Source organism: Ruegeria sp. AB11, from assembly GCF_056536325.1.
The window spans coordinates 1,216,476-1,241,438 of sequence record NZ_JBQFJO010000001.1 but is presented as its reverse complement, the minus strand read 5'-3'; the positions used below and the strand labels follow the sequence as shown (position 1 = coordinate 1,241,438).

Here is a 24,963-nt window from a genome sequence, read left to right as displayed (position 1 = left end):
AATTTAGGCAAATATCATCGAGCTGAGCTTGCGCCGTCCGTTCAACACGATCGGATCATTGGGCTTGAGCGCATCGAAGATCGTGAAGAGCTGGGCCTTGGCCGCGCCCTCATTCCATTCGCGATCCCGGCGGAACAGTTCGAGCAATTGAGCGACCGCCTCTTCAACATCACCGTTGGCATGCAAGGCCTGCGCAAGATCAAATCGGGCTTGATGGTTGTCAGGCTCAGCCTCAACCGCCGCAGTCAATTCACCAACCGGCCCCGCATCCGCCGCCTGTTTGGCCAGTTCGAGCTGCGCATGGGCTGCTTCAACCTCGGGCGAAGTTGAAATCTCGGCCGGGGCACCGTTGAGGATGGCTTCGGCCTGATCCAAATCACCCAGCGCGATATGCGCCCTTACTAGCCCGCCATAAGCTGCAGCGTGGTTGGCATCCTCGCCCAGAATAGCCGCAAAGGTTTGCGCCGCGTCAACAGCCGCCCCTTCAGTCAACATTTCTTCTGCGGCCTGAACCGCATCGTCCAGCTGATTACCGGGGCTCTCGCCACCTGCGGCTTCGATCACGCGATCAATAAATGCCTTGATCTCAGACCCTGGCAAGGCGCCTTGAAATCCGTCAATTGGTTGACCCTTGTGAAAGGCATAGACGGTTGGAATCGACTGAACACGCAGTTGTCCAGCAATCATCTGAGCCTCATCCACGTTGATCTTGACCATCTTGACCGCGCCCTTGGCTGCGGTCACAGCCTCTTCCAGTGCCGGGCCCAGCGTTTTGCAAGGACCGCACCATGGAGCCCAGAAATCGACGATGATCGGCATCTCTTGCGAGGCTTCGACCACATCGGCCATGAAAGTGGCCTCGGTCCCATCCTTGATCAGATCAGTGGTATCAGGGCTGGCTGCGCCGTTCAAAAGTTCCATGGTATTTACTCTCAGGTTCGTATTTGCGCTCTATATGCAGCCCCGCAGTTCAGAAACCAAGGGCTGAGTCGAGCGTTTTTACATCAATCAGACGTCGAATGTCGCAAAAACCGGTGCATGATCGCTTGGTTTCTCCCATCCACGCGCATCGCGCAAAACTCGGCTGGAATGGCCAGCGTTCGAGATATCAGGCGTGGCCCAGACATGATCCAGCCTGCGCCCCTTATCTGCCGCGTCCCAATCCCGCGCCCGGTAGGACCACCAGCTATAAAGCTGCCCTTCGGGGATATCCTGCCGGGTAATATCGACCCAGCCACCCGCATCCTGCGTCTCGGCCAGCGCTTCAACTTCGATCGGCGTATGCGAAACCACCTTGAGCAGTTGTTTGTGCGACCAAACATCATCTTCGCGCGGGGCAATATTTAAATCGCCAACCAGTATGGACTTTTCCGGCTTCTCGGCATGGAACCAGTCCCGCATATCGGTCAGGTAGTCCAGTTTCTGACCAAACTTCTCATTCATCTTGCGATCCGGGACATCACCTCCGGCAGGAACATAGAAATTGTGGATGGTCACACCATTTTCCAGCCGACCCGCGATATGGCGTGCATGACCCAATCCCGCGAAATCTTTGTCCCCCACTTCCTCGAGCGGCAGCCGGGACAGGATGGCGACACCGTTATAGCCCTTCTGCCCCCGCGCGATCATATGCGTGTAGCCAAGCTCGGCAAAGCCCTCGGTCGGGATCTTGTCGACCGGCGACTTGCATTCCTGCAAACACAGCACATCTGGCGCCTCTTCCTGCAGCAATTTCAGCACGATAGGCTCACGCAGGCGGACCGAGTTGATGTTCCATGTGGCAAGGGTAAAGGGCATATCGGAAAGTTCCTTTGTCTCGATTTGCGCAGGTTAGCGCGCGACCGTGAGCGGCGCCATGGGAAAAGACCGACAAATCAGATCCCATTGCGCGAAACAGCATGTATCGGGCTTTCAGCCTGTTTTAATACGATACTTTTTGAACTTCGCACCCTCATACTCAATCTCACCGACATAATGCGCACCCAACCGCGCCAAAGCCCCCAGTTTTCGACGCGATAGAGGCAGTAAAAACGTCACGAACGGGATGCGCGGGTCCGCAATAGCAAATTCAATTGCCTGTCGCGTGATCCGCGAGCCTAATCCAAAATATTCAGGCCTCAGAACCAAACCATAGTCCCACTCGTCGCCTTCTTTTTGGAACCCACCCCAACCTATGTATGTATCGCCCTGCAATATTGCCCAATGCCCAAGCCCGTCACGCACCCAGTACTCTTCCTTGACCTGAACAAATTGGACGACGGCTGCGTTGTCCCATCCGCTTGTTAACAGAGGCAAATGTTCAGCCAAGCGAGGATCAGACATGTGCGAAAGAATATCTTGCGGATCAACCTCGGGTAGGCGTGTAAAGGTCAGTTTCATCTCAATCTCTGATCGTGACAACATAGTAGAATTCAGGCGATCAATTGGCTGAGCGTAAAAAAAAGCCGGGCCATGGGGCCCGGCAGTCCAACAGGGAGGTGCATGTCATAACCCGGACATGCGCGGGTTGGGAGTAATCTAAAGATACCTACAGGGTATCACTTTGATCCAAGTCAATCCACCATTAGTCAAGCAACAAGGCGATATCCGCCCGATTCTGTGACCAAAAGGCGCGCATTTGACGGGTCGGGTTCGATCTTCTGACGAAGACGGTAGATGTGTGTTTCCAATGTGTGCGTCGTAACACCGGCGTTATAACCCCACACTTCGTGCAGCAGGACATCGCGCGCGACAACGCCATCGGTCGACCGATAGAGAAACTTGAGAATGTTCGTCTCTTTCTCAGTCAGACGGATCTTGCGATCATCTTCGGTCATCAGCATCTTCATCGCTGGCTTGAAGGTATAGGGGCCAAGAACAAATACTGCATCCTCGGATTGTTCGTGTTGACGCAGTTGGGCCCGAATGCGTGCCAAAAGAACCGGGAATTTGAAAGGCTTGCTGACATAGTCATTTGCACCTGCATCCAGGCCAAGGATCGTATCGGCATCACTGTCGTGCCCGGTCAGCATCAGTACAGGGCTTTTGACACCTTGCTTGCGCATCAGGCGGCACAGCTCGCGGCCATCGGTATCGGGCAGGCCGACATCTAGAATAACCAGATCGTAAATCGCTTCGCGTGCACGCTCCATTGCGGACTGACCATCTGATGCTTCGAACACATCAAAATCTTCAGTCATCACGAGTTGCTCGCTGAGCGCTTCGCGCAAATCTTCGTCATCATCCACCAGCAGGATTTTCTTGAGCTGAGCCATGTCCGGTCCTCCTAAGCCTTTTCCATCACTTGCGTACGGAGAATGCAATCAGCAAGATATACTGCAGTCGCCTCACGGCCTCGTGTCTGTCGCATAGGAATTGTTTCACATTTCCCATTGATCAGGGTAGGAGAAAGACAAATCGTTATAGGGTAACATACATGAGTCTCGTCCCCAACATAACTGAACTGCTGGCGCGGGCGCGGGCCGACCTGCGAATGGGCGTTCCTGTCGTTCTAACGGATGAACTGGGATTCGGTGTTCTTGCGTTCGCCACGGAAACGCTGAGCCCACAGAGACTGGCAGACTTGCGTACCCTTGGTGGAGAACCGGTTGTGGCCATTACAATGCGGCGCGCCGAAACACTAAAAGCGCGCGCGTATGACGGCGATCTGGCCCGGGTCATGATCCCGGCGGATGCCGAGCTAAGCTGGGTCCAGGCGGTCGCAGACCCCTCGGACGATCTGAACGCGCCCATGAAAGGGCCGTTGATGACCCAGCGGCAGGGCAGCGCAAATTTGCACCGGATCGCGATTGCGTTGGCCAAATCGGCCCAACTTCTACCCGCGACTGTGGTTGTTCCCATCGATGAGAGCCATGAGTTTGCAACAACGCATGGGCTTACCCGTATCGATCATGCACGCGCGGCACCACATCTAACCGATCGAAGCGCGTTGCATCCTGTCGTCGCCGCGCGCCTTCCGATGGAAGTTTCAGAGGCTGGTCGCCTGCACGTATTCCGCCCCGAAGACGGCGGAGAGGAACATTACGCCGTTGAGATCGGACGCCCGGACCGAGACAAACCCGTCCTCGCTCGGCTGCATTCAGCCTGTTTTACCGGTGATCTTATGGGCAGCCTGAAATGCGACTGCGGTCCGCAATTGCGCGGAGCTCTAACTCAGATGGGCGCCGAAGGTGCGGGGGTACTGCTCTATCTGAATCAGGAGGGCCGCGGCATTGGACTCGCCAACAAGATGCGCGCCTATTTCTTACAAGATCAGGGCTTTGATACGGTCGAAGCCAATCATCGATTGGGTTTCGAAGATGACGAGCGGGATTTTCGACTGGGGTCTGACATCCTGAAGTCTCTGGGGTTCAGTTCGGTGCGTCTGCTAACCAACAACCCCGCTAAGATCGCGATGATGGAGCGAACCGGAATCGCCGTCACTGAACGCGTTCCGCTGAAGGTGGGCGAAACCGATTTCAACCGATCATATCTTGCAACCAAAGCGGCGAAATCGGGTCATTTACTGTGACACCACGCGATCTGGTTCTAACACCTCGGGGCATACGGTTTCTGGGGCGCATGTTCCCCTGTGCGATAGGCAGGGGATCTTTGAGTCGAACCAAACGGGAAGGTGATGGGGCTACACCTGTGGGCGCACATCATATTGTCGGGATGCTCTACCGCGCTGACCGAATGTCGCGGCCCGCTTCTTGGGCGCGCCCTATCGGAACAAACGATTTTTGGTCAGACGACGTAGAAGACACCGCCTATAATCATCTGGTTCATGCGCCTCACGGCTACAGCCACGAAAAACTGCGTCGTCCCGATCCGTTGTACGATCTGATACTTATAACCGACTGGAATTACCCTGACTCGATACCCGGTCAAGGTTCGGCCATATTCCTGCATCAGTGGCGACGACCGCGCTATCCCACAGAAGGCTGCATCGCCTTCCGGCGCGACCATCTACGATGGATCGCGCGGCAGATTGCACCGGGTAATCGGCTGATCATTCCTCAGGCTTAACGCGCGCACCAAAGATGGCTGATCCGACGCGAACGTGAGTCGCGCCCAAGGCAATTGCGGATTCGAAATCGCTGCTCATCCCCATCGATAACCCGTCCAACCCGTTCCTTTCGGCTATTTTTGCCAAAAGCGCGAAGTGCAGCGCGGGTTCTTCTTCGACCGGTGGTATGCACATCAATCCACGAATGGGCAAGTCAAGGCCCCGGCATTCAGCGATAAAGGTATCCGCATCAAGTGGAAGTACGCCTGCCTTCTGATCCTCTTCTCCCGTATTGACCTGAATGAACAGATCCGGGCACTTGCCCGTCTCTTGCGCCAATCTCGCCAGTGTTTTCGCAAGCTTAGGCCGGTCGACCGAATGGATCGCATCGCAAAGCTCGATCGCCTGCCGTGCCTTGTTGGTCTGCAGCGGTCCGATCAAATGCAAATCGACATCTGGATAACTTTCCCGGAACGCGGGCCATTTGCCCGCTGCCTCCTGAACCCGGTTCTCTCCAAAACACCGATGGCCCTGTTGCAAAACGGCTTCGACCCGATCGTTGGGTTGAACCTTGGAAACCGCGATCAACTTTACAGACCCAGTGGCGCGCCCGGATGCGGATTCCGCTTTTGCGATACGGTCGGTGATATCTTGCAGCGACATGGGGCCTCTCATTCTGCGTTTGCTGCAGCAAAACACCATGTAGCCGAAAAAGAAAAGGGCAGGTCCGAAGACCTGCCCTTAAACCTTGCGGTTCAAATCAACTTAGAAGTTGAAGTTGACACCGAAGTCTGCGCGAACGCGGCTGTCGCCGTCACCAGCTTTGGTGTTGCCCAGACCACCTTTCAGCGACACACCGCCACCCAGGTCATGGATGAAGCCGATGCCGTACTGCTGGGTGTCGTCGTCTGCGCTACCGTCACCGTAAGCAGCGGTCAGAGTGGTTGCCGCGCCAAAGTTGTAGGCCAGCGAGAAACCATACGCGGTGCCGTTCAAGTTATCTGCTGCAACGTCATCGTCAGCTACAAACAGGGTACCGTTGAAGTCGCCGAAGTCAGCACCCAGGGTCAGTACAGTCAGAGTGTCTTTCTCACCACCGAACGGACGGTCGGTCTGACCATAGGCCAGAGCGGCTGTGACGTTGCCGAAGGTGTAAGTTGCACTGATATCCCAGCGGTCGCCGCTGTCGGTGTCTGCACCGGCAGTTGCAGTTTCAGCAAAAGTGGCTTGGTCATACGACGCACCGAAGGCGAAGTCGCCAACTGCGTACTGGAAGAACACAGCGTTCGAACCTGCACCGGTCGACGAGAATGCCAGGAAGCTGTAGTCAACAGCGGCATACTGACCGATGAAGAATTCCAGGCCAGGCTCGTTACCGTAGTAGTTTGCCAGGTTGTCGAAGGCACCCGATACGTTGCCCGCGTCAACACGCAGACCACCGTAGATTGCCGAGAAGCGCGCGCCGCTCAGCTGAGCTGTGCCTGCTTCGCCGTTGCCGGCGTTTTCGTCAGCTTGCAGACGAACACGAGCCGAGAACTCAACACCACCGTCGGTTTCTGCGGTGCCGTCGATGTTCAGACGGAAACGCGAGATCAGGATTGTGTTGTCGGTGTCAACGCCAGAAGCGGTGCCGCCATCAATCGAATCAACGGTGCCGGTACGGTCTTCCAGGTAACCAATACCAAAGCGGCCATAACCGCTGAATTTAACGTCGGCCGCTGCAACACTTGCGGTTGCGATCAGAGCGGTCGATGCGAAGAGAACTTTTTTCATCTTGTTTCCCTCGGTTTCAAAGATATTTCTACTCGACACATGCAAAGCACGCGTCTCAGCACGGACATCGTTTCGCTTTTTTTACCCCGGTTGCGCAAGCTTGGCATAAACGCTCTGCCGTCATTCAGATCGAATTGGTGCAAGGATGCCACAGTCGATTTTCCGCCAGGTCCTGCGGGCAACTCACGCCCATATGTAAAGAATAGGCTTGTTGCAGCACCACTCCTTGTCTAGGAGTGACATTCAAACAGTACAAAACAAGTAAAACAGGACCTTCCAACGATGCGCCTGATAACGATTCTGGGTTTGATCATGGTGACGGCGACTGTCTCTGCCTGTAGTCGCGGGCGACTGCCGCCAGGAGACGCCAGCGTTTTGACCGTTGATGGCAGCTCGTCAGAAGAGCGTGAGCTGAATGATCCGAATCGTACAACGATATGGGACATCTTCGGCCCGGACACATCCGAGCAGGTCACGCAGGTAAACCGCTATCTTTGGGCCGCGTCACTGGATGTGCTGAATTTCCTGCCTATTGAAGAGGTTGATCCGTTTACAGGTGTGATCGTTACCGGTTACGGAAGGCCGCCCGGCGGCGGGCGGTCGTATCGCGCAACGGTACATATTAGTGATCCAGCGCTCGAGGCGCGCTCACTTTCTGTTGCGCTTCAGACCAGTGGCGGTTCCCCGGTCAGTGCGGCAACCTCTCGCGCGGTTGAGGATGCAATCCTATCCCGGGCCCGTCAGCTACGGATTGCTGACAACAAGTTCTAGCAACCCGCAAGAAATCACAATAATACAACGCCGGGTTCATGCCCGGCGTTTTCATTCACGAAGGACCGCACCATGTCGCGCTACTCGGCCAACGAAATCGAAGCAAAATGGCAAGAGGCCTGGGACAAGGCCGGAATCTTCACCGCCAACCACAAGGCGGACAAGCCGAAGTATTACGTGCTTGAGATGTTCCCCTACCCGTCGGGCCGCATTCATATGGGGCATGTGCGCAACTATACGATGGGCGACGTGATCGCGCGGCATAAACTGGCGACCGGACATAACGTGCTACATCCGATGGGCTGGGATGCCTTCGGAATGCCAGCCGAAAATGCCGCGATGGCAATCGGCGGCCACCCTAAAGACTGGACCTACGGCAACATCGCCGACATGCGCGGACAGATGAAACCGCTGGGCCTGTCGATCGATTGGTCCCGTGAATTTGCCACCTGTGATCCGGAATACTACGGCCAACAGCAAGCGCTGTTCCTAGATATGCTTGAGGCCGGTCTTGTCTACCGCAAGAACGCCGTAGTGAACTGGGACCCGGTCGACATGACCGTTTTGGCCAATGAACAAGTAGAAAACGGCCGTGGCTGGCGTTCAGGTGCATTAGTGGAGCGTCGGGAACTGACTCAGTGGTTCTTCAAGATCTCGGATTATTCCGAGGAGCTACTCGACGCGCTGGACACGCTGGATAACTGGCCCGCCAAGGTGCGCCTGATGCAAGAAAACTGGATAGGCAAGTCGCGCGGCCTTCAGTTTGGGTTCGAACGAACCGATGGCGAAGAGCCTATCACCGTCTATACGACTCGTCCCGACACGCTGCTGGGGGCATCTTTTGTAGGCATCTCGCCTGATCACCCGATCGCCAAGCAGCTTGAGATCGAAAACCCAGAAGTTGCTGAATTTGTTGCCGAATGCCGCAAGGGCGGCACCACCGAAGAAGCCATCGAAACGGCCGAAAAGCTGGGTTACAATACCGGCATCCGCGTCAAGCACCCTTTGGACCCTAACTGGGAGCTGCCGGTTTGGATCGCCAACTTCATCCTCATGGACTATGGCACCGGCGCGATCTTCGCCTGCCCCGCCCATGACCAGCGCGATCTGGATTTCTGCCGCAAATACGACCTGCCGGTGATCGACACGTTCTTCGCACTGGACAGTGACACACCGGTCGACAAAATCGCCTTTGTGCCGCCTAAGACCGAAAAGGTCCGCTGGGTGAAACATTTTGCCGGTCTGACCGAGGCGACCGGTGATGAGGCGATTAACGCGACGGTCGATTTCGCCGAAAAAGCAGGATGGGGTGAAGGCGTCACTAAGTACCGCCTGCGCGACTGGGGTCTGAGCCGTCAGCGGTATTGGGGTTGCCCGATTCCCGTTGTCCATTGCGACAAATGCGGCACCGTGCCCGAGAAGAAAGAGAATCTGCCGATTCAGCTGCCCTATGACGGTGGCAACGGCGAACCAATCGACTTTTCGATCCCTGGCAACCCGCTGGACCGTCACCCTAACTGGCGTGACACCCCTTGCCCGTCCTGCGACGCACCGGCCAAGCGTGAAACCGACACAATGGACACGTTCGTCGATTCGTCGTGGTATTTCGCCCGTTTCACTGCGCCGCGCGCGGAATCGCCTACCGATCTTGCCGAAGCCGAGTATTGGATGAACGTCGACCAGTATATCGGTGGGATCGAACACGCGATTCTGCACCTGCTCTATTCCCGTTTCTTCGCGCGGGCGATGAACATCACTGGCCACCTGCCGAAAAAAGCCATCGAGCCCTTCAATGCGCTGTTCACGCAAGGCATGGTCACGCACGAGATCTACCAGACGCGCGATACCAAGGGCCGACCGGTCTACCACCTGCCCGAGGATGTGACCGACGGCAAATTGGCCGACGGCACCGAGGTCGAGATCATCCCCTCGGCCAAGATGTCGAAATCCAAGAAAAACGTGGTTGATCCGGTAAGCATCATCTCGGCCTTCGGTGCCGATACCGCGCGCTGGTTCGTGCTGTCCGATTCGCCACCCGAACGCGACGTGGAATGGACCGCGTCCGGCGCTGAAGCCGCGTTCAAGCACCTGAGCCGGGTGCACCGGATCGCATCGGAAATCGTCGGGTCGGACGTGGCCGCCAATGCCGAGGACGAAGCGCTACTGCGCGAGATGCACAAAGCCATTCACGATGTGTCAGGCGGCGTCGAATCCTTCGGCTTCAACGCCTCGATCGCCAAGCTTTATGCCTTCACCAACACGCTGGCGAAATCAAAGGCGGGCACCGCAGCCAAGCGCGAGGCCGCAAAAACGCTGGCACAGCTTATGTCACCCATGACCCCTCACCTGTCAGAAGAGCTTTGGCAGATGCTGGACGGCGAAGGTTTGGTCGCAACAGCACCGTGGCCTGTGGCCGATGAGGCGATGCTGGTTGATGACACCATCACCCTGCCCATTCAGATCAACGGCAAGCGCCGTGCAGAAATCAGCGTTCCGAAAGACATGGACAAGGCAGAGGTTGAAAAAATCGCGCTCAGCACCGAAGCTGTGCAAAAGGCGCTGGATGGCGCTGCTCCGAAAAAAGTGATCGTTGTTCCGGGCCGAATCGTAAATGTCGTCGTTTGATCGCAGAACCTTGCTGTTGATGCCGCTAGCGCTTGCCGCTTGCGGGTTCGAGCCGGTCTATGCACCCGGTGGATCAGGCTCGGCTCTGGATGGCAAGGTCGAGGTATCAGCACCGAATACGGTCGAAAGTTTTCTGCTGGTACAGAATCTTGAGCGTAAATTGGGCCGAAGCGCGACCTCCGGCAATGAATACAAACTAGATGTCGTGGTTTCGACGGTCACCCGCCGAGCCTCAATCACGACGGCAAATGAAACCAATCGCTACACGATTGATGGCAATGCCAGATACGAGTTGAAGTCCGACGCGACCGGGCAGGTCCTTGCCTCTGGACGGGTCACAGATTTCGTCGGTTATTCTGCCGCTGGCTCGACCGTCTCAACATTGGCTGATGAACGCGACGCGACCGAGAGATTGATGGTGATCCTGGCCGATCAGATCGTAAATCGTCTATATGCCACACCGGGCCTGTCCGCATGAAGCTGAGCCCGCGCGAGGCTGAGGGATATTTTGCCAAGCCGGATGAGGGCAAAGCGGGTCTGCTGATCTACGGCGCGGACGCCATGCGGGTTGCCCTGAAACGCCAACAGGTACTGGCCGCCCTGCTTGGACCCGGCGCGGAAGAAGAAATGCGCCTGACCCGAATCCCTGGAAGCGAGCTGCGCAGCGACCCGGCCTTGTTGCTGGACGCAGTAAAGGCGGTCGGGTTTTTTCCCGGACCACGCGCGGTATTTGTCGAAGACACGACAGATATGGCAGCGCCCGCGATTCTCGCCGCTTTGGAAGACTGGGATCATGGCGACGCTCAAATCGTTGTAACCGCTGGTCAGCTCAAACCCAGCTCAAAAATCCGCAAAGCGTTTGAGGCGAACCCGGCAGCGTACGCCGTTGGTATCTATGATGATCCACCCTCTCGGGCCGAGGTGGAACGAATTCTAGCGCAAGCCGGATTACAGAATATTCCGCGTGATTCGATGTCGGCCCTCAGCGAGCTCGCCATGGCGCTTAGCCCCGGCGATTTCACGCAAACTGTAGAGAAACTGTCACTTTACAAGCGCGGCGACACAAGCGAACTGATCATAGAAGATATCGAGGCATGCGCGCCAAGGTCGACTGAGGCCGCGCTGGATGATGTGTTGAACGTTGTCGCCGAAGGCCGTGCACAAGAGATCGGGCCATTGATCCGGCGGTTGCAGGCGCAGGGCACCAATGCGGTAACCTTGTGTATCGGTGCCACGCGACATTTCCGGACTCTTTATGCCTGTGCGTCAGATCCAGGCGGGGCGGCACAGGGAATCGGCAAATTGCGCCCTCCGGTCTATGGCAAACGGCGCGATCGGATCTTACGGCAAGCCCAGGGTTGGGGGGCACAGAAATTGCAGACCGCATTAACGGTTCTGACCGATACTGATCTGTCCTTGCGCTCGGCTGGCCAAACCGCACCAGCAATGGCGCTGGTGGAGAGGGCCATGATCCGCTTGGCAATGCTGGCCAGATCCGGCTGAAGCCTATCGGTTCAACCATTCAACAGCCGACTGCCCAGCCCATCGACCCGTCGCCAGACAGCCGGTCAGAAGATAACCGCCAGTTGGCGCTTCCCAATCCAGCATCTCGCCTGCACAGAAGACGCCAGGCAAGGCGGTCAGCATTAGGCCTTCATTCACCGAATGACGCTCAATACCACCTGCAGTCGAGATCGCTTCATCCATCGGGCGCAGGCCAGAATGTTGTAAAGGCAAGTACTTCAGGGTCTCAACCCAATGCGAAGATGCCAATTCGCTGCGTTTGGTCATTTCATGAAACAAAGCGACCTTCTGCGAAGACAGGCGCAAACCATTCTTCAGCCAATGCGACAGAGTCGCCTTGGGTTTCTTCGCACTCAATCGCTCATGCAGCGCATCTTTCGAAACATCCGGAACCAGATCCACAAAAAGCGGCAAGCCATTCCGAAGTGCCGGCGTCAGAGAATACAGGCCCCCACCTTCCAAACCCTTTGCAGAAATCGTCGCCTCACCTCGGCTTTGAAATTGACCTGCCCACCATCTCACCGACTTTAGGGCTGCACCAAAATGAGGCTGCATATACGGGCTCCAATCGACTGAAAGAGCCGCATTTGCGGGTGCGAACGGGGCCACGCTGACACCTTGTTCTACAAGCCAAGGTGCCCATGCCCCATCCGATCCAAGCCGCGCCCAACTGGCGCCACCGAGCGCTAATATAGTCGCGTCTGGGGTGCAAAACTGTGCCCCAATGGGCGTTTCAAACACCAAAGCGCCATTTTGCCAACCTTTCCAGCGCCATCGGGTTTTGATCTCGACACCAGCCCGATCAAGTCGGGTCAACCACGCCCGCAATAAGGGCGATGCCTTCATCACTTTGGGAAATACCCGGCCGGTTGAACCTGTAAAAAGTTCTTGCCCCAGACCACCGGCCCAAAACATGACCGCCTGCGCGTCAAACGCTTGGATCATCGGGTGCAGCCAGTTCGCAGCTTCCCCATATGCGGAAATAAGAGTCTCAAAGGATTCGTCTTTCGTCAGGTTCAGCCCGGACTTTCCTGCCATCAAAAATTTGCGCGCCACCGAAGGTTTCGCTTCGGCCACAAGAACCTTATGCCCCGCAGCAGCAAGTTGCTCGGCAGCAATCAATCCCGCTGGTCCTGCTCCTATGACAACGGTTTGCTCCATTGTGTTCCTCTTGCCCAATGCACGCTTCGGCGCAAAGTTAGGTCATGGCAAATTCTGATCCGATCTGCCCGCTCTGTAACCGCCCGATCCCTGAAGGGGGTGGTAGCCTGCACCATCTGATCCCAAAGCTCAAAGGAGGCAAGGGCGGGCCAACCGTTTTATTGCATCAGATCTGCCACAAAGAAGTACATGCTACACTCACCGAGGCCGAATTGGCGCGCGACTACAACACGGTCGATTCGCTGCGCACGCACCCAAGGCTGAAAAAGTTTCTGGATTGGGTGCGTAAACGCCCACCGGGTTTTCGGTCAAAGGTGCCCGGTAAACGGCGCGGTCGTTAACTACCCGGGAGCCATGGATCACCGAATGCATCCTCTCGCGGGTCTGCCAAACCTTCGACCTCGATCCCAAGATAATCCGGCACCGGCGTAAACCGGGCACTTGGGATATGTTGGAACTCCAACGTCGTGTAGCGGCGCTTCCACAGCCATTCGCGATTCTCGACCGCCCAGAGATCGGGGTTAGGAGGCGCGTCGGCTGTAAACGCATAGAAATGCAGATCAAAGCCGTAAGGTTCGACATCTTGCATAGATAGCAAAGTCATTCCCTGAGATCGGCAAAACGCATCTTCAGCGGCGATGTCACCAGTCCGCAAGGTGATCTGACCAATGTGGGCCTCGGCAAATGGGGTGTCCGGGCCGGCGGCTTCGTCGGGTCGGTTACCCTCGAAATCATGCTGCAGCAGCTCGATGACAAACCCCTCGGGATCACTCAGATGGCACATGTAGCCAATGTCCAAAAACTGTCCCGGCGCGCTGACCGCGATACCCTTCTGGCGCAGTATATCTGCCGCAAGATCAACATTCGGCAGCGTGATCCCGATCTTCCAATAGCGCTGACCACGGTCGTGGTGATAGCCGCCGCCACCCGGCATCAGCAAAAGATCAGCATCTTGGTCGGGGTATCCCACGCGGCGATTGGCACCTTCGGCCTGAACCGACATACCAAGCGCATCACGATAGAACGCAGCCAACCCATCCGGATCTGCCACTCGCAAGCGCAGTGCAGCCATCCTCATGGGCACAATCCGGCGATACCAGCTGCAATCGCTGGGTCAGCAGACAGACTGTCTGCTACCAACTCCCGCGCGGTGGGCATCAGTAGATCGGCCTCGACAACCCGATCAACCAACCCAAAGTTGTACGCTTCTTCGGCCGAGATCTTTTGCCCGGCCATCAAGATCATTTTAGTTCTGGATGGGCCAATCAAAGCGGCCATCCGTTTCGGATCAGAGGGTTGCGGCAAAAAACCCAGCTTCATGACTGGATAGAAAAACTTGGCTGACGGAACTGCGATACGCAGATCACAGGCCAGAACCATACCGTTGGCCCCACCCGCCAGCGTGCCATTGAGCGCCGCCACCGTCAGGCAGGGCAACGCAGCAATCGCACCCGAAAGTCGTTCCCACAGATCTGAGGTTGCAAGTCCCGCCCGCGCTTCCTCGAGATCTGCACCTGCGCTAAAAACCCGGCCTACGCCGGTCAAGATCAACGCGCGGGCCTCAGTTGCGGTCTCTGCGATGTGGACCAATTCACCCAGCATCGCTGAAGTCAGTGCATTGGCCTTTTCCGGGTTGTTCAACGTGACCGTCCACAACCCGTCTTCTTGGGTCAGATCAATCACGTCAGACCAACTCGTTTGCGAATTTCTTCATTGCGCAGCGATATCTCGGTCCCCAAAAACTCATCCGCATCCGCCGAACACATCCACATCAACGCTCGCGCAGGCCAATCTGCCGGGATATGATCGTCCCAATCCAGTTGGCTGACCGGATTGATACCACTGGCCTTGATCACCCGCTGCATATCAGTGGCCACGGTCCCCGGCGACAAGCCCATGGCGCGGATGCCATGATGCGCCTCTTCCAAATGCACGCATTCCGTTAACATCTTGGCACCAGCTTTGGAGGCGCAATAGTGGCTCCAGGCTTCCACCGGATTAGACGCCGCGCCGGACGAGACGGTCAAAACCGTGCCCCCGCCTGACGCCCGCATGATGGGCAAAGCCGCGCGCATTCCATAGAAGATACCTTTTAGATTGATATCGATCGCATGGCTCCAAGCCTGTGTATCCGCGTTCGACAGATGAAAAATCGGATCGATCACACCCGCGTTCCCGATCAGCACGTCCAGTGCACCAAACCGATCAATGCAGTCGGCAACTGTCTGTTCTACCTGCGCAAAATCGCTGACATCGCAAGCCAATGCGATCACATTTTCACCCAGCGCCGCAGCCAGCGCTTCGATCTGATCACGGCTGCGCGCGACCAAAGCCACATTGGCCCCGGCTGCGGCAAAAACGCGCCCGGCTTCTGCGCCGATGCCTCGACTAGCCCCAGTGATCAGTACAGTTTTCCCTTGCATATGCATCGCTTAAATCCCTGCATTTGAAATTGTCTTAACTCGTAACCCGCAAATGGGGAATTGGTCCACCCCTTCCCCCTTGACGCTGATCGCTACAGGCACGACGATGCCGTCAAATTGATCAAGAAGGGTTCTCTTATGACTGTTTTCCTTCGCCGCAGCTGCGGTGCAGCTTTGGCATATGCCGTTGCCACAAACGGCGCATTTGCAGATGTAACAGCCGATGATGTCTGGTCCGACTGGCAGGCCTATCTGGGCGGCATGGGCTATGACGTAACCGGTGAGCAAAGCGTATCGGGCAGCGTCACAACCATCTCGAACATGACGATGGCGATGGCGATTCCGGATACCGAAGGCACATTTGATATGGTCGTCCCCGAGATGACGCTGACCGAGAATGGCGACGGCACTGTCAATATCGGGTTCCCTGCCAGCTTTCCAATGACAATTTCGGGTGAAGCTGAGGGGGAGACCTTCTCGGCCGATCTGGTCTATTCTCATGACGCTCTGGAAATGGTCGTCTCGGGTACTCCCGAAAATATGACTTACGACTATACGGCGAACAGCCTGTCTCTGACGCTGGACTCGATGGAATTCGACGGTGAGACTGCGCCAGATGACATGTTGGCCCTGAATGTCCAGATGAACGATATTGCTGGCGCGTCCCGGATGGAAATCAACGAGAAGCGCAATATAGAGCAGCAACTTACCGCTGGCAGTCTGTCCTATGACGTCGCCTTTAACGAGCCTGATAGCGAAGATACGGGCCGGATCAGCGGCAAGCTTGATGACCTGAAATTTGACGGTGATACAATCATCCCACCCGGCATGGATGTCGCAAGTATTGAAGACATCTATAAGGCAGGGTTTGCCGCGTCAGGGACCTTTACCTATGCCTCGGGTAGCACCGAAATGGCGGGTACATCCGAGGGCGAACCGTTCTCGCTGGGCAGCAGTTCCGAAGGTGGCAGATTTACCGGCAGCATCGATGCCCAGAGACTTGTTTACGATCTTGCGCAGAACGGCACGAAGCTGGCGGTCACAACGGCCGACCTGCCGTTCCCAATCGAAATGGCAATGGCCAATGCCGGGCTGAAATTTGAGTTCCCCGTTCAGGCGTCGGAAGAGATCCAGCCCTTCGGGTTTGGCATGAACCTGACCGATTTCACCATGTCCGACATTTTGTGGAGCATGTTTGACCCTGCAGGCGCGCTGCCCCGTGATCCGGCAACCATTGCGTTGGATACGACCGGCACCGCCAAGGTTCTGGTTGATTTCATGGACCCAGAAGCAGTGGAAGAGCTTGAGACATCTGATGTGGTTCCGGGCGAGTTGCATTCACTGAAGATCAACGAACTGCTTGTGTCGCTGGTCGGGGCAGAGTTGACCGGGAATGGAGACTTCACGTTCGACAATTCCAACACCGAAGAGTTTGATGGTCTACCCGCCCCGTCGGGCGTCGCCAATCTGAAACTTGTCGGGGCCAATGCTCTGCTCGACAAGCTGATCGGCATGGGCTTTGTCTCGGAAAACGACGCGCTGGGTGCCCGTATGATGATGGGTCTGATGGCTGTTCCAGGCGAAGAACCCGACACGTTGAATTCGAATATTGAGTTCACCGAGGACGGACAGATTCTGGCCAACGGTCAGCGTATCAAGTGATCAACATATGGGGAAAGGCCGCAATCGTGGCCTTTCCCGCCTGAGGCACATTACGCTATTGTGCTGCAGGCCTTGCGGGACGAACGATCCGAGGCTAGGTCCAGTATAACCAGACCGGAGGCCTCATGACCCGAACACCTCAGAACATCAGCGACGAACTGCTGGACGCAGCCCGCAGGGCTGGCGCCGAGGCGGCCGATGCCATTGTTATTGATGGATCATCCGTTTCTGTCGAGGTGCGTGGTGGTGCGTTGGAACATGCCGAACGCTCGGAAGCAACCGATCTGGGGCTGCGGGTTTTTCTGGGCAAGCGTCAGGCGATCGTTTCCAGTTCAGACAGCCGTCCCGAGACCCTCAAAGCGATGGCCGAAAGGGCAGTTGCCATGGCCCAGGAAGCCCCGGAGGATCCGTTTACCGGTTTGGCTGAACCCGACCAGTTGATCACCGACTGGGACATGGATGCACTGGAACTTTTTGACACGGCCCCTGAACCCAGCGCCGAAGCTCTGATGCAGGACGCGTTGGCTACCGAAGCAGCGGCGTTGGAAGTTGCGGGCGTATCGCAGGTTTCTGACGCGGCGTCGGCTTATGGCACTCACCGGGTCCATCTCGCCGCGACAAACGGCTTTTCGGGTGGCTACATGCGCAGCAGCCGTTCAACCTCATGCGTTGCCATATCCGGCGAGGGCACGGGGATGGAACGTGACTATGACGGTGACAGCCGTACCTTTCAGTCAGATCTGCGCAGCCCGGCCGAGATTGGCCGAACAGCAGGTGAGCGCGCGGTTCAGATCGTCGGTGCGCGCAAACCGCAGACCGGCAGTTTCCCTGTCGTCTTCGACGAGCGTATTTCTTCGTCCCTGATCGGCCATCTGCTGGCGGCCAGCAATGGCGCCGCTATTGCACGCGGAGCCTCTTGGCTGAAGGAAAGCCTAGGGCAGCAAGTTCTGCCGTCACACCTGTCGCTGATCGAAGACCCGCATCGCCCGCGCATCTCCGGCTCGCGCCCATTTGACGCCGAAGGCCTGGCAACACACCGGCGGGCTATCGTTGAGGATGGCGTGCTGACTGGGTGGACACTGGATTTGTCCAGCGCGCGCAAACTAGAAATGAGTTCTACCGGGAACGCCGCGCGCGGCGTATCCGGGCCACCCTCACCCAGCAACTGGAACCTTAGTCTGACGCCGGGCGACAAAACACGTGCTGACTTATTGCGCGATATGGGGACAGGGCTGTTGGTTACGTCGATGATTGGCTCGACCATCAACCCCAATACCGGCGACTATTCCCGCGGTGCATCGGGTTTTTGGGTCGAAAACGGTGAGATCACGCACCCTGTCAACGAATGCACCATCGCGGGGAATCTGCGCGACATGTTGATGCGCATCATTCCTGCCAACGATGCGCGGGCTTACCTGTCGCGCGTTGTGCCCTCGCTGCTGATTGAAGGGATGACCCTTGCCGGCAACTGACCTGTCCCTGCTGATCGACGCCGCGCTCGAGGCGGGAAAGATCGCCACGCGCTATTCGGGCCCTGACGCCCAGCGCTGGGACAAACCCAAAGGCGCAGGACCGGTTACCGAAGCTGATCTGGCCGTCAATGCAATGCTCGAGCGTGAACTGCAGGCTGCCCGCCCGGACTACGGCTGGCTCAGCGAAGAAACCGAGGATTCACCTGATCGCCTGACCCGTAATCGGGTCTTTGTCATTGACCCCATCGATGGCACCCGCAGTTTTGCCGAAGGATCACGCACCTGGGCGCATTCGCTGGCCGTGTCTGAGCAGGCGGAGGTAACGGCAGCGGTCATTTATCTGCCAATGCGCGATCTGCTTTATGCCGCCGCAAAAGGGCAAGGCGCAACGCTGAATGGCAGACCCATATACGTTTCTGGGCGGGTGCAGCTGTCCGACGCCGAGATTCTGGCCGCAAAACCTAATCTTGATCCGCGCCATTGGCTGTCTGAGGCTGTCCCGGACTTTCGCCGAGTGTACCGGCCGTCACTCGCTTATCGGATGGCATTGGTTGCACAAGGACGGTTCGACGGAATGCTGACCCTGCGCCCCAGCTGGGAATGGGATATCGCCGCCGGTGATCTTATCCTGCGTGAGGCGGGCGGACGCTGTACAGATCGGTTAGGGCATCCATTACGGTTCAATAATGCTCACCCTCGCCTGAATGGCGTTGTAGCGGCGGGCTCAGAGGTACATGAAAATCTTCGTTCCAGATTGGACCCACGCGGGATCGGCATCTCAGCATGAGTAAACCACGATCTCTCAGCCTGGCGGCCTATCGGGTCCTTTCTTGGGGTGTTCCCAAGAACACCAGTTTTGCAGGTATAGCGCGTCCCGAGGGAGAAGTTTTATGGGTGCATGTCAGCACACCATACCGGCTGCGCGCCGTTGATGATTTCTGTCGCCGCTTGATGTCCGCGCGACCGGGTTTGTCGCTGCTTCTAACAGCGCCTCCCGACGCCGATATCGGAGAATGGGAAGAGTGCAGCTGCCAAATTCTAAAGCTCCCGGCCGAACACACCGGTGCCGCACGAGCTTTCCTGGACCATTGGCGCCCCGATATGGGACTTTGGTTCGGCGGTGGATTAATGCCAAACATCATTACCCGTGCGCAGGAACGGTCAATCCCGCTCGTACTGCTTGAGGCATTGGTTGAAGTGAAGACGGCACGAGGTGGGCGTTGGCTCCCGGATATTACCCGTTATACGCTGGATTGCTTTACGACCATCCTCACCACAAATGATGAAACAGCACGCCAAATCCGGAGGTTGGGGGTCAACTCGGCAAAAATTTCGGTCGAGCCTCCTCTTCATGTCAGCCCCAACCCAACCCCCTGGCCCGAGGATGAATTGATCGAGACCAACCACATTCTGGCCGGTCGGCCAGTTTGGCTGGCCGCATGGGTTCAGGCCAAGGAGTTTATTTCGGTACTCAGTGCACATCGCCAGGCACTACGATTGTTACCGCGTCTTGCTATGGTTCTGCACGTGGCCGATGCATCCGAGGCCGCGCCATTGTACAAACGTTTAGAGGCGATGGACTTGCGATGCGCTAATTGGGACGAAGGTCATGCCATTGAGGATACAACGCAAGTCATCGTGACATCAGAACCCGAAGATCTGGGCCTTTGGCATCGTGTTTCAGCCGTGACATTCATGGGCAGTTCGTTGGAACGCAACGCAGGTGGTCAAGACCCGTTAATTGCAGTCGCGTTGGGATCGGCGGTGATTAATGGCCCGCATGTCGGCAATTACCAGGTCCTTTATGATAGGTTGAACCAAGCCAACGCCGCCATAACCATAAAATCGGCGACTGAGTTGGGCGATGGCGTAGTCGAGTTGCTGGCTCCGGACCGTACCGCAGACATGGCATTGGCCGGTTGGCAGATTGTAACCGAAGGCGCGCCACAGGCGGATCAACTGATCGATATGGTGCAAGACACGCTGGACCGGCGGAGGGCCCACCATGCGCGCCCCTGATTTCTGGAATTCGGCCCCCGATCAGTTGGACTTGCGGGCCAGATTACTTGCACCACTCGGCCGCATCTACGCGTCCGCGACAGCCCGCCGCGTGGCGAGCGGGCAGAGCCTCTCTCCCGGAGTACCGGTAATCTGCGTCGGCAACCTGAACGCGGGCGGCACCGGCAAAACGCCAACCGTAATATGGGTACTGGATTGTCTTAGGAGCATCTGGCACCAGCCTCATGTTGTCACCCGCGGACATGGTGGATCTCTTGAAGGCCCAGTGCAGGTTGACCCACGGAAACACACCGCGGCGCAGGTGGGCGACGAACCCCTTTTGTTGGCCGCATTCGCCGAAGTCTGGGTTGCCAAGGATCGTGCCGCCGGAGCACAGGCTGCCGCAGCTGCGGGCGCGACCGCAATTGTACTGGATGACGGATTTCAAAATCGCTCTGTCAACAAAGACTTTTCGATCATCGTGGTGGATGCCGCGCGGGGATTTGGCAACGGGCTGTGCCTTCCTGCCGGACCCTTGCGAGAACCTGTGGAAGCGGGGTTGAAGCGAGCTGATCTTGTATTGTCCCTTGGCGATTCCGACGCGCAATCGATTTTCGCTGAAAGATGGAGCCACGCCCTTTCGGTGCCCCACGCCACGGGTGAGATGCGACCGCTGCAAACCGGGATGGACTGGAGCGATACTTCTGTTCTGGCATTTGCGGGCATAGGATACCCCGAGAAGTTTTTTGAAACTCTGCGGCAACAAGGCGCAAAACTGCTGCGCGCCGAAGCTTTGGACGATCACCAGCCGCTGACAACCGCCCTTATGAGCCGCTTGGAGAAGGACTCTAAAGCGTTGAGCGCCCAATTGGTTACAACCGAGAAGGACGCCGTGCGCTTACCTGCGGCGTTCCGAAGTAAGGTCCTGACACTTCCGGTCCGGCTACACATCAATCAGGATGAAATGGTCAAAGCGATGTTAACCAAAGTCGCGCCCTCACCCTGAACGAATGGCCAGCCCGATACAGGCTGGCCCAACAGGGATTAGCTGCCCAGCTCGTCTTCGATCAACTTCTTGAAGTCGTCATAAGACTGGTTATCAACCTTCTTGCCATTCACGATGAAAGAGGGTGTCGCCTGAATTCCATCACTTTCAGCGTTCTCTTGATACCAGGCTACCAACGTCTGCGCGCGGGTGCCGTCCTGCAAGCAGGCTTCAAGCTGATCATTGTCGATACCTGCTAGAAGACCAATCTTGCGCAGCTCGTCAACGATTTCGGCAGGACCTCCGGCGCGAGTCCATTCGGACTGACCTTCATACAGCAGATCGGTAATGCCAAAAAACTTCTCGGGACCCGCACACCGCGCCACCATCGATGCCCAAAGGCCATAGCGGTCGAAATACACCTCGCGGTAGGTGAACTTGACTTTGCCCGTGTCGATGAAGTCCTTCTTGAGCTGCTTATACGCGCCCTGATGAAAGTTCGCGCAGTGCGGACAAGTGTATGACGCATATTCGATGATCTCGACTGGCGCGTCTTCCGCCCCCTGCACCATCTCAACGATGGTTGACGTGTCCAGATCCGCCTCTTGCGCCTCGGCGGTACCGACAAGCGGGTTCGAAGGGATCGTATTACTCGACGTTGTCAGCCAATAGCCGCCAGCGGCTACGGCGACAGCCGCACATATTACGGTTGCAATCCGGCTCATTCCTCAGCCCTTTCTTAGCGTTTCTGTCTGGATAAAACGTTGCGGCCCAAACGTTCAAGGGCTGCACGCAAATCTTCATCATGAACTGCGCGCGACACATTGTCGGCCTCAGCTGCAACTTCTGGTGAAACAACAGGTTTTGTCTGTTTCGGTTTGTGATCGAAACTCGCCTGCCCCTCGGCAAATCCGGTCGGCGCGGTCTGGGTGATACGTACCCGATTGATCGCGTTGTAACCATAGACGGCATTCACCTTGTTACGGAGCTGCTCTTTCTGCATCTCCAGCATTGGAGCCTGCGGCCCGGTTGTCAGCACCGTCAGCGTCGCCCCAAATCCGCCCTTGGCGTATCCTACATTCACCGGCCGGGCGATCGACGCGATGTCCTGGCCCACAATCTCGGCCCAATGGGTCAAAAGGCGCGAGACGGCAAAACCCCGGCTTTCCCCGGCCTGCCTGATCCGGTCATTCAGCAAAGTGGCGGTGCGCTTGAACCCGCGGGTCGAAGAACGTCTGCGTTGCATCTGGTTTCCAACTCTTGCGCGGCTATTGTAATAAGCTGCGACCTGTGCGCCAGTGAAACCCGACAGGGAGTTACATAAAACTTGCGTGACTGCACCGAAATCGACCTGAGCAAGACGCTGTTGGACTGGTACGACCGCCACGCGCGGGAAATGCCGTGGCGCATTGGCCCGGTGGATCGCGCCGCCGGTGTCATGCCTGATCCCTATCGGGTCTGGCTTTCCGAAGTTATGCTACAGCAGACCACCGTAGCCGCTGTGCGCGACTATTTCATCAGATTCACCACCCGTTGGCCCACTGTCAAAGCCTTGGCACAGGCCCAAGACGACCAGGTCATGGGCGAGTGGGCTGGCCTTGGCTATTACGCCCGCGCGCGCAACTTATTGAAATGCGCGCGCGTTGTCGCTGCTGAATATGATGGTAGATTCCCCGAGAGATACGACGCATTACTGAAACTGCCGGGAATTGGGCCCTACACCGCTGCTGCTATTGCAGCGATCGCATTTGATCAATCCGAGACTGTTTTGGACGGCAACGTCGAACGAGTCATGGCGCGGTTATATGACATTCACGATCCCCTGCCTGGTTCAAAACCCCTGTTGAAAGAAAAGGCCGCGTCACTGACACCACTGCTGCGGCCCGGGGATCATGCTCAGGCGGTTATGGATTTAGGCGCGACGATCTGCACTCCTAAATCTCCAGCCTGCGGGATTTGTCCACTCTATGCGCCCTGTCTGGCGCGGGCTGCGGGTACGCAGACAGAATTACCGCAAAAAACACCCAAGAAACCGAAACCTACACGGCTGGGCCATATCTATATCGCCCAACGCAGTGATGGCGCTCTGCTGTTGGAACGCCGCCCCGACAAAGGCCTGCTGGGCGGCATGTTGGGCTGGCCCGGCTCGGACTGGTCCGATGCGCCTGTAGAAAATCCTCCGTTCCCGGCGCGTTGGCAAGAAATACCGGGCGAAGTGCGGCACACTTTCACCCATTTTCACCTGATCCTGCGTATCTGGACGACCAAACTGCCCGATGGGTTTACTCCGGACGATCTTGTGATCATGGACAAACACCAGTTCAAACCCAGCGACTTACCCACCGTTATGCGCAAGGGTTTCGATCTCTGGCGCGGCCAATAGACCGCTGTGCAAAACATAAAGAGCGGTCTACTGTTCGGGCAACGTTTTGGAGCCCCAAGATGATTGCATCTGACACCCTCTCTCGCTGGCAATCTGCCGTTCCATTTTGGGTCTCATACCTGCTGGTCCCACTCATTTGGATGACTTCCCTTGCTGGTAGTTGGTGGGTCTTGCTTGTGCCTCTTTCGACTTGGTGGACCTTCGCTGTGCTGGATCAACTGACGGGGCTTAACTTGGAAAATGCCGACCCGGATGCGCCAGATGAAGAGCTAGACTGGTATATTTGGCTGACCAAAGCATGGGCTCCGGTGCAGTTCCTCACGCTTTACGGACTGATCTGGTACACGACCCGCGCAACTGGTCTAACCACAATCGAAAAAATTGGCGTATTCTTCGGTATGGGCGTTATTTCAGGCACGATCGGAATCAATTACAGCCACGAGTTGATGCACCAGAAAGGCAAGCTGGAACGATGGCTGGGTGATATCCTGCTGTCGATGGTGCTTTACTCCCATTTCCGGTCCGAGCATCTGCTGGTCCACCACCGCTATGTTGGCACCCCACGCGACCCTGTGACCGCACGCTACAACGAAGGCTTCCACCGTTTCTATCCGCGCGTCCTGCGCCAAAGTCTAAAATCGGCGTTTCACGCCGAAGCGAACAAACTGGCCCGCAAAGACCGCCCCTGGACAGCTTCCACGAACCCCTTCTGGCGGTATTGGGCCTTGCAATCGACCATGCTGCTTCTGGCGTACCTGCTCGGAGGATGGGCCGGGCTAGGCTTGTTCCTGCTGCAGGCAGGTACCGCGATCTGGCAGCTAGAATTGGTCAACTATGTCGAACATTACGGCCTGACGCGCAAATATCTTGGCGACGGGAAGTACGAACACGTCCACCCGCGCCACTCGTGGAATGCGTCGCATAAAGCGTCGAACTGGCTACTTATCAACCTGCAACGCCATTCGGATCACCATTACAAACCAAGCCGCAGGTTCCCTTTGCTGCAACACCATTCTCAGGACGCCGCCCCGCAACTGCCATATGGGTATCCGGTCATGACAATTGCTGCGATGATCCCACCATTGTGGCGACGCATCATGAACCCCAAGGTCCGAGCGTGGCGACGTCAGTACTATCCCGAGATCACAGACTGGCAGCCCTATAACAAGGCGCAGAACCCTCTGCCTCGCACCTAACCG

At 56.8% G+C, this 24,963-nt stretch carries 26 protein-coding genes; 14 read left to right on the top strand and 12 right to left on the bottom strand.

From position 1 onward, the window contains the following. Window positions 1-3: 3 nt before the first annotated feature. The 4 genes from ACR3EJ_RS06345 to ACR3EJ_RS06330 all read right to left on the bottom strand — a co-directional run bounded on the left by ACR3EJ_RS06345 (window position 4) and on the right by ACR3EJ_RS06330 (window position 3,254). On the bottom strand, window positions 4-921 hold the full coding sequence (locus ACR3EJ_RS06345) for a thioredoxin family protein (RefSeq protein ID WP_170545226.1): 918 nt from the start codon (window positions 919-921) through the stop codon (window positions 4-6). 87 nt (window positions 922-1,008) lie between these two features. Further along, window positions 1,009-1,797, bottom strand: a complete 789-nt coding sequence (locus ACR3EJ_RS06340; RefSeq protein ID WP_010440811.1) for an exodeoxyribonuclease III — start codon at window positions 1,795-1,797, stop codon at window positions 1,009-1,011. Between the two features lie 114 nt (window positions 1,798-1,911). Next, complete coding sequence (locus ACR3EJ_RS06335; RefSeq protein ID WP_260023276.1) at window positions 1,912-2,379, bottom strand: GNAT family N-acetyltransferase; 468 nt, start codon at window positions 2,377-2,379, stop codon at window positions 1,912-1,914. A gap of 188 nt (window positions 2,380-2,567) precedes the next feature. Continuing rightward, entirely contained in the window at window positions 2,568-3,254 is a 687-nt protein-coding gene (locus ACR3EJ_RS06330; RefSeq protein WP_008756096.1) for a response regulator transcription factor, read from the bottom strand. A gap of 161 nt (window positions 3,255-3,415) precedes the next feature. Between ACR3EJ_RS06330 and ribA the strand changes: the two genes are divergently transcribed. Both ribA and ACR3EJ_RS06320 read left to right on the top strand, forming a co-directional pair. Continuing rightward, window positions 3,416-4,510 carry a GTP cyclohydrolase II gene (gene ribA / locus ACR3EJ_RS06325; RefSeq protein ID WP_170545233.1) on the top strand — a complete coding sequence of 365 codons (1,095 nt, stop codon included), beginning with the start codon at window positions 3,416-3,418 and terminating at the stop codon, window positions 4,508-4,510. Further along, window positions 4,507-5,007, top strand: a complete 501-nt coding sequence (locus tag ACR3EJ_RS06320) for a L,D-transpeptidase family protein (RefSeq protein ID WP_170545236.1) — start codon at window positions 4,507-4,509, stop codon at window positions 5,005-5,007. Before ribA ends, ACR3EJ_RS06320 begins: the two co-directional genes overlap by 4 nt. Here the strand turns inward: ACR3EJ_RS06320 and ACR3EJ_RS06315 are convergent. Together ACR3EJ_RS06315 and ACR3EJ_RS06310 are read right to left on the bottom strand one after the other, a co-directional pair. After that, on the bottom strand, window positions 4,991-5,650 hold the full coding sequence (locus ACR3EJ_RS06315) for a YggS family pyridoxal phosphate-dependent enzyme (RefSeq protein ID WP_170545239.1): 660 nt from the start codon (window positions 5,648-5,650) through the stop codon (window positions 4,991-4,993). The genes ACR3EJ_RS06320 and ACR3EJ_RS06315 overlap by 17 nt on opposite strands. A gap of 102 nt (window positions 5,651-5,752) precedes the next feature. Beyond that, entirely contained in the window at window positions 5,753-6,760 is a 1,008-nt protein-coding gene (locus ACR3EJ_RS06310) for a porin (RefSeq protein WP_170545242.1), read from the bottom strand. A gap of 282 nt (window positions 6,761-7,042) precedes the next feature. Here ACR3EJ_RS06310 and ACR3EJ_RS06305 point away from each other — a divergent pair, with 282 nt between their 5' ends. From ACR3EJ_RS06305 to holA, 4 genes are all read left to right on the top strand, one after another. Further along, the gene (locus tag ACR3EJ_RS06305; RefSeq protein WP_010440798.1) at window positions 7,043-7,531 is read left to right on the top strand and encodes a DUF3576 domain-containing protein; all 489 of its coding nucleotides are present in this window, start codon (window positions 7,043-7,045) and stop codon (window positions 7,529-7,531) included. Window positions 7,532-7,603: 72 nt separating this feature from the next. Further along, complete coding sequence (leuS, locus tag ACR3EJ_RS06300; RefSeq protein WP_170545245.1) at window positions 7,604-10,156, top strand: leucine--tRNA ligase; 2,553 nt, start codon at window positions 7,604-7,606, stop codon at window positions 10,154-10,156. Further along, window positions 10,143-10,634 (top strand): LPS assembly lipoprotein LptE, encoded by a 492-nt coding sequence (gene lptE, locus ACR3EJ_RS06295; protein WP_170545248.1) that lies wholly within the window; start codon window positions 10,143-10,145, stop codon window positions 10,632-10,634. The genes leuS and lptE overlap by 14 nt, the downstream gene beginning before the upstream one ends. Further along, window positions 10,631-11,659 (top strand): DNA polymerase III subunit delta, encoded by a 1,029-nt coding sequence (holA, locus tag ACR3EJ_RS06290; RefSeq protein ID WP_170476285.1) that lies wholly within the window; start codon window positions 10,631-10,633, stop codon window positions 11,657-11,659. Before lptE ends, holA begins: the two co-directional genes overlap by 4 nt. A 3-nt stretch (window positions 11,660-11,662) precedes the next feature. On the opposite strand, the gene ACR3EJ_RS06285 is transcribed toward holA, so the two are convergent. Next, complete coding sequence (locus tag ACR3EJ_RS06285) at window positions 11,663-12,841, bottom strand: TIGR03862 family flavoprotein (RefSeq protein ID WP_480422871.1); 1,179 nt, start codon at window positions 12,839-12,841, stop codon at window positions 11,663-11,665. Between the two features lie 44 nt (window positions 12,842-12,885). Here ACR3EJ_RS06285 and ACR3EJ_RS06280 point away from each other — a divergent pair, with 44 nt between their 5' ends. After that, on the top strand, window positions 12,886-13,182 hold the full coding sequence (locus ACR3EJ_RS06280) for an HNH endonuclease (RefSeq protein ID WP_170545252.1): 297 nt from the start codon (window positions 12,886-12,888) through the stop codon (window positions 13,180-13,182). Here the strand turns inward: ACR3EJ_RS06280 and ACR3EJ_RS06275 are convergent. From ACR3EJ_RS06275 to ACR3EJ_RS06265, 3 genes are read right to left on the bottom strand one after another with little or no spacing between them, the layout of a single operon-like run. Next, window positions 13,179-13,919, bottom strand: coding sequence for a VOC family protein (locus ACR3EJ_RS06275; RefSeq protein ID WP_170545254.1), 741 nt, complete (start codon window positions 13,917-13,919; stop codon window positions 13,179-13,181). The two genes, ACR3EJ_RS06280 and ACR3EJ_RS06275, sit on opposite strands and share 4 nt — an antisense overlap. After that, window positions 13,916-14,524 (bottom strand): enoyl-CoA hydratase/isomerase family protein, encoded by a 609-nt coding sequence (locus tag ACR3EJ_RS06270; protein ID WP_170545257.1) that lies wholly within the window; start codon window positions 14,522-14,524, stop codon window positions 13,916-13,918. The genes ACR3EJ_RS06275 and ACR3EJ_RS06270 overlap by 4 nt, the downstream gene beginning before the upstream one ends. Further along, the gene (locus tag ACR3EJ_RS06265) at window positions 14,521-15,270 is read right to left on the bottom strand and encodes an SDR family oxidoreductase (RefSeq protein WP_170476297.1); all 750 of its coding nucleotides are present in this window, start codon (window positions 15,268-15,270) and stop codon (window positions 14,521-14,523) included. The genes ACR3EJ_RS06270 and ACR3EJ_RS06265 overlap by 4 nt, the downstream gene beginning before the upstream one ends. 132 nt (window positions 15,271-15,402) lie before the next feature. On the opposite strand from ACR3EJ_RS06265, the gene ACR3EJ_RS06260 reads away from it, so the two are divergent. From ACR3EJ_RS06260 to lpxK, 5 genes are all read left to right on the top strand, one after another. Beyond that, on the top strand, window positions 15,403-16,926 hold the full coding sequence (locus ACR3EJ_RS06260) for a DUF2125 domain-containing protein (protein WP_170545259.1): 1,524 nt from the start codon (window positions 15,403-15,405) through the stop codon (window positions 16,924-16,926). A 125-nt stretch (window positions 16,927-17,051) separates the two neighbouring features. Beyond that, entirely contained in the window at window positions 17,052-18,398 is a 1,347-nt protein-coding gene (locus tag ACR3EJ_RS06255) for a TldD/PmbA family protein (protein ID WP_170545261.1), read from the top strand. Beyond that, a complete protein-coding gene (locus ACR3EJ_RS06250; protein ID WP_170545263.1) occupies window positions 18,385-19,185 on the top strand; it encodes a 3'(2'),5'-bisphosphate nucleotidase CysQ in 801 nt (266 codons plus the stop codon). The genes ACR3EJ_RS06255 and ACR3EJ_RS06250 overlap by 14 nt, the downstream gene beginning before the upstream one ends. Continuing rightward, the gene (locus ACR3EJ_RS06245) at window positions 19,182-20,417 is read left to right on the top strand and encodes a glycosyltransferase N-terminal domain-containing protein (protein ID WP_170545265.1); all 1,236 of its coding nucleotides are present in this window, start codon (window positions 19,182-19,184) and stop codon (window positions 20,415-20,417) included. The genes ACR3EJ_RS06250 and ACR3EJ_RS06245 overlap by 4 nt, the downstream gene beginning before the upstream one ends. Then, a complete protein-coding gene (gene lpxK / locus ACR3EJ_RS06240) occupies window positions 20,404-21,402 on the top strand; it encodes a tetraacyldisaccharide 4'-kinase (RefSeq protein WP_170545267.1) in 999 nt (332 codons plus the stop codon). Before ACR3EJ_RS06245 ends, lpxK begins: the two co-directional genes overlap by 14 nt. Before the next feature lie 38 nt (window positions 21,403-21,440). Here lpxK and ACR3EJ_RS06235 read toward each other — a convergent pair whose 3' ends face one another. Together ACR3EJ_RS06235 and ACR3EJ_RS06230 are read right to left on the bottom strand one after the other, a co-directional pair. After that, a complete protein-coding gene (locus ACR3EJ_RS06235; RefSeq protein ID WP_170545269.1) occupies window positions 21,441-22,106 on the bottom strand; it encodes a DsbA family protein in 666 nt (221 codons plus the stop codon). A 14-nt stretch (window positions 22,107-22,120) separates the two neighbouring features. Next, window positions 22,121-22,627 (bottom strand): DUF721 domain-containing protein, encoded by a 507-nt coding sequence (locus tag ACR3EJ_RS06230; protein ID WP_170545271.1) that lies wholly within the window; start codon window positions 22,625-22,627, stop codon window positions 22,121-22,123. A 150-nt stretch (window positions 22,628-22,777) separates the two neighbouring features. On the opposite strand from ACR3EJ_RS06230, the gene ACR3EJ_RS06225 reads away from it, so the two are divergent. Then, window positions 22,778-23,764 (top strand): A/G-specific adenine glycosylase, encoded by a 987-nt coding sequence (locus ACR3EJ_RS06225; RefSeq protein WP_480423322.1) that lies wholly within the window; start codon window positions 22,778-22,780, stop codon window positions 23,762-23,764. Window positions 23,765-23,823: 59 nt separating this feature from the next. Next, window positions 23,824-24,960 carry an alkane 1-monooxygenase gene (locus tag ACR3EJ_RS06220; RefSeq protein ID WP_170545274.1) on the top strand — a complete coding sequence of 379 codons (1,137 nt, stop codon included), beginning with the start codon at window positions 23,824-23,826 and terminating at the stop codon, window positions 24,958-24,960. Window positions 24,961-24,963: the final 3 nt, after the last annotated feature.

Bases quoted from the DNA above. Each gene is read 5' to 3' on its own strand.
- ACR3EJ_RS06345 (WP_170545226.1), bottom strand. From the start codon at position 921: ATGGAACTTTTGAACGGCGCAGCCAGCCCTGATACCACTGATCTGATC.
- ACR3EJ_RS06340 (WP_010440811.1), bottom strand. From the start codon at position 1,797: ATGCCCTTTACCCTTGCCACATGGAACATCAACTCGGTCCGCCTGCGT.
- ACR3EJ_RS06335 (WP_260023276.1), bottom strand. From the start codon at position 2,379: ATGAAACTGACCTTTACACGCCTACCCGAGGTTGATCCGCAAGATATT.
- ACR3EJ_RS06330 (WP_008756096.1), bottom strand. From the start codon at position 3,254: ATGGCTCAGCTCAAGAAAATCCTGCTGGTGGATGATGACGAAGATTTG.
- ribA (WP_170545233.1), top strand. From the start codon at position 3,416: ATGAGTCTCGTCCCCAACATAACTGAACTGCTGGCGCGGGCGCGGGCC.
- ACR3EJ_RS06315 (WP_170545239.1), bottom strand. From the start codon at position 5,650: ATGTCGCTGCAAGATATCACCGACCGTATCGCAAAAGCGGAATCCGCA.
- ACR3EJ_RS06310 (WP_170545242.1), bottom strand. From the start codon at position 6,760: ATGAAAAAAGTTCTCTTCGCATCGACCGCTCTGATCGCAACCGCAAGT.
- ACR3EJ_RS06305 (WP_010440798.1), top strand. From the start codon at position 7,043: ATGCGCCTGATAACGATTCTGGGTTTGATCATGGTGACGGCGACTGTC.
- leuS (WP_170545245.1), top strand. From the start codon at position 7,604: ATGTCGCGCTACTCGGCCAACGAAATCGAAGCAAAATGGCAAGAGGCC.
- lptE (WP_170545248.1), top strand. From the start codon at position 10,143: ATGTCGTCGTTTGATCGCAGAACCTTGCTGTTGATGCCGCTAGCGCTT.
- holA (WP_170476285.1), top strand. From the start codon at position 10,631: ATGAAGCTGAGCCCGCGCGAGGCTGAGGGATATTTTGCCAAGCCGGAT.
- ACR3EJ_RS06285 (WP_480422871.1), bottom strand. From the start codon at position 12,841: ATGGAGCAAACCGTTGTCATAGGAGCAGGACCAGCGGGATTGATTGCT.
- ACR3EJ_RS06280 (WP_170545252.1), top strand. From the start codon at position 12,886: ATGGCAAATTCTGATCCGATCTGCCCGCTCTGTAACCGCCCGATCCCT.
- ACR3EJ_RS06275 (WP_170545254.1), bottom strand. From the start codon at position 13,919: ATGAGGATGGCTGCACTGCGCTTGCGAGTGGCAGATCCGGATGGGTTG.
- ACR3EJ_RS06265 (WP_170476297.1), bottom strand. From the start codon at position 15,270: ATGCATATGCAAGGGAAAACTGTACTGATCACTGGGGCTAGTCGAGGC.
- ACR3EJ_RS06260 (WP_170545259.1), top strand. From the start codon at position 15,403: ATGACTGTTTTCCTTCGCCGCAGCTGCGGTGCAGCTTTGGCATATGCC.
- ACR3EJ_RS06255 (WP_170545261.1), top strand. From the start codon at position 17,052: ATGACCCGAACACCTCAGAACATCAGCGACGAACTGCTGGACGCAGCC.
- ACR3EJ_RS06245 (WP_170545265.1), top strand. From the start codon at position 19,182: ATGAGTAAACCACGATCTCTCAGCCTGGCGGCCTATCGGGTCCTTTCT.
- lpxK (WP_170545267.1), top strand. From the start codon at position 20,404: ATGCGCGCCCCTGATTTCTGGAATTCGGCCCCCGATCAGTTGGACTTG.
- ACR3EJ_RS06235 (WP_170545269.1), bottom strand. From the start codon at position 22,106: ATGAGCCGGATTGCAACCGTAATATGTGCGGCTGTCGCCGTAGCCGCT.
- ACR3EJ_RS06230 (WP_170545271.1), bottom strand. From the start codon at position 22,627: ATGCAACGCAGACGTTCTTCGACCCGCGGGTTCAAGCGCACCGCCACT.
- ACR3EJ_RS06225 (WP_480423322.1), top strand. From the start codon at position 22,778: ATGCCGTGGCGCATTGGCCCGGTGGATCGCGCCGCCGGTGTCATGCCT.
- ACR3EJ_RS06220 (WP_170545274.1), top strand. From the start codon at position 23,824: ATGATTGCATCTGACACCCTCTCTCGCTGGCAATCTGCCGTTCCATTT.